The sequence below is a fragment of the Bacillus sp. AFS001701 genome (assembly GCF_002559405.1).
GTDB lineage: Bacteria > Bacillota > Bacilli > Bacillales > Bacillaceae_G > Gottfriedia.
On sequence record NZ_NTZO01000594.1, the window covers coordinates 1 to 3798 of the forward strand.

The 3798-nt window shown below is 33.1% G+C and carries 5 protein-coding genes; all 5 read left to right on the forward strand.

From position 1 onward, the window contains the following. The first annotated feature begins 348 nt into the window (after nt 1-348). Nucleotides 349-825 carry a GNAT family N-acetyltransferase gene (locus tag CN514_RS23665; RefSeq protein WP_098234671.1) on the forward strand — a complete coding sequence of 159 codons (477 nt, stop codon included), beginning with the start codon at nt 349-351 and terminating at the stop codon, nt 823-825. A 218-nt stretch (nt 826-1043) separates the two neighbouring features. Next, entirely contained in the window at nt 1044-2291 is a 1248-nt protein-coding gene (locus tag CN514_RS23670) for an MDR family MFS transporter (protein ID WP_098234672.1), read from the forward strand. Nucleotides 2292-2629: 338 nt separating this feature from the next. Then, on the forward strand, nt 2630-2851 hold the full coding sequence (locus CN514_RS26015) for a hypothetical protein (protein ID WP_176526055.1): 222 nt from the start codon (nt 2630-2632) through the stop codon (nt 2849-2851). A 91-nt stretch (nt 2852-2942) separates the two neighbouring features. Further along, a complete protein-coding gene (locus CN514_RS23680; protein WP_098234674.1) occupies nt 2943-3254 on the forward strand; it encodes a hypothetical protein in 312 nt (103 codons plus the stop codon). Nucleotides 3255-3365: 111 nt separating this feature from the next. Next, a partial coding sequence (locus CN514_RS23685) for a BrxA/BrxB family bacilliredoxin (RefSeq protein ID WP_098234675.1) occupies nt 3366-3798 on the forward strand: 433 nt, incomplete at its 3' end.

Below are 3798 nucleotides of genomic sequence, written 5' to 3' on the forward strand. Positions count from 1 at the left end.
CTATAGTATCCCGGATAAAATAAGAAATTACCCATACCGGTTATAGTATTTATAACTAATAATAGTTAAAAATAGACCCATTTAATAGAAAAATAGCAAGTTTATTCTAAATTCTTTCTTCAATGTACAAAAATAGTGTTGAATTACGCTAATAAACTATAAAAAAGGCCACATAAAATTCTCAGATACCCCCTCAACCATGTTCAAAGTAATTTAAACAGTTATTTTTCAATAAAAAAAGAGTAGATGTGTGTTCTCTATCCTAAATGATAAAATAGCCCTTTATTAGTGATTTATGATAAAATTTAATAGTCATAAAATTCGGCATTTTTAAAAGGAGTGGAATTTATGCTAGTTGAACAGAATGGCTATTACATATCAACGAATAAAGAATTGTTAAATAGAGAAGTTATTTATAACTTTTTAGACAAAGAATCATATTGGGCAAATGAAATTCCTTATGAGTACATTGATCGATTTATCAATGGATCTATCTGTTTTGGTGTTTACAAAGGTAATCCAGAAGAAAATGAACCAACCCAAGTTGGCTTCGCAAGAGTAGTATCAGATGGGGTCACATTTGCTTATTTAGCAGACGTATTTATTCTCCCTGAATATCGTAAACAAGGCTTATCAAAATGGCTAATGGAACAAATCATGAGTTATGAAAAACTATCAACTGTACGAACATTTATGCTTCGAACAAGAGATGCTCACAACTTATATCGTAAATATGGCTTCGAAGTGATTGATAATAGTAACAACCGATATATGGCTATAGTAAAAGACAATCAGTATAGGAATATGAAAAATAATAAGGAATAGGATGGCGATCTTCTTCTTTATAGCTTTCTTTTTCATGCCTTTTTTGCAATACCATTCATTACCTATAGAATTGCCTTTATTCAAGCATTTAACGCTTTTCTTAAATCCTTTACTTAACCCCCAGTCATTTAGATCTCTGAACTAAAATCTTTACAAACTGTAATATTTGTAAGATAATTTACAAATATGTGACATCTTAGAGAAATAGGGGGGATAAGATGTTTAAAAATTTATCTGCCGTACATCCTGTTGCTTGGAATATCGTTATTGGAACTTTATTCGTTAGATTTGCTAGCACAGTAAGTATGCCGTTTTTAGCTATTTATTTAACTTCAGTTAAACATATCTCACCTGCAATGGTTGGGATTATGTTAACGGTTTCATCTTTTTTAGGGGTGTTTTTCAGTTTTATAGGAGGAAGTCTTTCTGATCGGATTGGAAGAAAAACTATTTTATTATCGAGTATTTTCTTATGGTCTATTACATTAGTTGGTTTTGGACTAGGAAATTCATTCGCCTGGTTTTTCGTGCTGAACTCGATCTTAAATATTTGCTCATCATTTTTCGAACCTTCTTCAAGAGCATTACTTTCTGATTTAACCGACGAGAAATCAAAACTGTTAGTCTTTAATTTGCGATATGCTGCTATTAATGTTGGAGTTGCAGTAGGTCCTTTAGTTGGTTTATATCTAGGAAGTTCTAAAAGCACATTACCATTTGTATTATCTGGAATTGTGTACTTTTTTTATGGTTTAACATTATTATTTATGTTATCAAAGTATAAAATTGGAGAAGGAAAGCCAGCTTCAACTACCAAAGTTTCGATGAAGGCGTCGTTTTCAATTTTACGTAAGGATATCATCTTTGCTTTAACGATTCTAACAATTTGTTTTTATGGTCTTGGTTATTCACAAAGCTTTTCAACAATGTCGCAATATTTTGCGAATGCACCACAGTTTCATAATGGCGTTAAACTGTATGCGTATTTAACTACTATCAATGCAGTAACTGTAGTCATACTTCAATTCCCAATCGTAAGTAGAATGAAGAATTTTTCACCTACTGTATCTATGATGATTGGTAATGTGATTGTTAGTTTAGCTGTTGCTGGATTTGGTTTATTTACTAATTTTTACTTATTAGCAATCGTAATGATTGTGTTAACTGTAGGAGAAATATTTGCATTTACATTTACAGATGTATTTGTCGATCAGCTTGCTCCTGAAGAATTAAAGGGAACTTATTTTGGGGCAATGGGATTCTCAAAACTCGGTTTCGTTTTCGGTCCAGCGCTTGGTGGAAGTTTATTAGCTTATTTCGGATATGAACATGGCGGTCGTGGATTTGTAATTATTAGTGCAATCGCTTTTATAAGTTTTCCAATGATGTTTTTTGTAAATCGACTTTTTCAAAAAAGAAAAGAAGTCAAGGTTGAATCGGATACAAAGTTAACTGTTAATTCTTAAAAGAACGCTTTAAAAGCGTTTCAGACTGCCCGCCAAACGCTCGCTTTCTTCGTTGCTTCGCCTGCCTGAGCGGTGCTCATTACCGTCTAGGGTAACTCCCGTCCTCACCCGGCTTCGCGCCTCGAAAGACAAGCGCTTGCAATCAGTCTGAAAATCAAATTTTTAGTTGTCTACACACTAGAGCGCTTATAAAGCGTTCTTTTTTTTCTTTTGAGAGAGTAAAGTTGTCATTTTTATTTTTCCATTCATTTCCAGTAATTAATTGTGATACATTTAAAGTAAGAATAAAAATAGCGAGGATGGGGAGTTATTTGAATAAATATGGTAGGCTCTCTTTAATGATGGTTGGTATCAGTATAGTTATAGCTCTTTTTATTAATGATCACACTAAACAACTGGGCATATTCCTTTTATGTTTCTTAATCTTATCTATAACAGGAGTAATATTTGCATCCCTCTCAAAAAAACTTACAAATATTATTCTTGGCGTAATCTTAAATATTGTCACATTTATTTTCTTCTTCTTATTAGTATTAGCGTTCGATATCGGAGAAGCTTAAATATTAGAGTTTTTTCATTTCATACTAAAAAAGTATGCTTTCGTTCACTTCCTCATATATTTGTATAAACGAGCGATATGGAGGGAGAGATATGGACGAACTTCTTTTTGATCAGCTTAAGTTATTAAGTTGGGACTGTGTAATATTAGAAGGTGCTAGTGAGCAAGAAGAAGAGCTAATGAGAAACGTATTATCCACATTACATTCAATCGGATTAAAAAATAAAATTGATGCAAAAGTTTTATTTATTGCAGGAGATGTGGAAAAGATTGATCAGTTTGTCGTAAAAAATCCTTTTGTCACTGTCATACGTGTTGTTGAAGAATTAAATGAAGATTACCAGTACGCAATATCTACTTTAGCTCATTTACCGAATGTAATCGTAGAGTTAGTGGATGAATAATTAAGGCGTTAAAAGATTCATTTTGAAATAATAAAACTAGCAGGTTCAAAAGCTTGAATTATTAGCCGCTAAATTGGTAAGATGAAAAAAAGCATGTAAGGAGTAGATGAAATGAATATGAATTTTAATTTTTTTATGAATGATGTTGTCCATACTGCACGTCAAGAAATCGTAGCGGCTGGTTATGCAGAGTTAAAAACACCTGAGGAAGTAGAGCAAGCTCTAGAAAAGAAAGGCACTACACTTGTAATGGTAAACTCGGTATGTGGTTGTGCTGGTGGTATTGCTCGTCCTGCAGCAGCACATTCAGTGCACTATGATGCAAGACCTGACCAATTAGTAACTGTGTTTGCAGGGCAAGATAAAGAAGCTACTGCGAAAGCTCGTGAATATTTTACTGGTAAAGCACCATCATCTCCGTCATTTGCACTTTTAAAAGACGGTGAGCTTGTTGCGATGGTTGAACGTCATGAAATAGAAGGTCATGATCCAATGCAAGTCATTCAAAAACTTCAAAATTACTTCGATCAATTTTGTGAAGAAA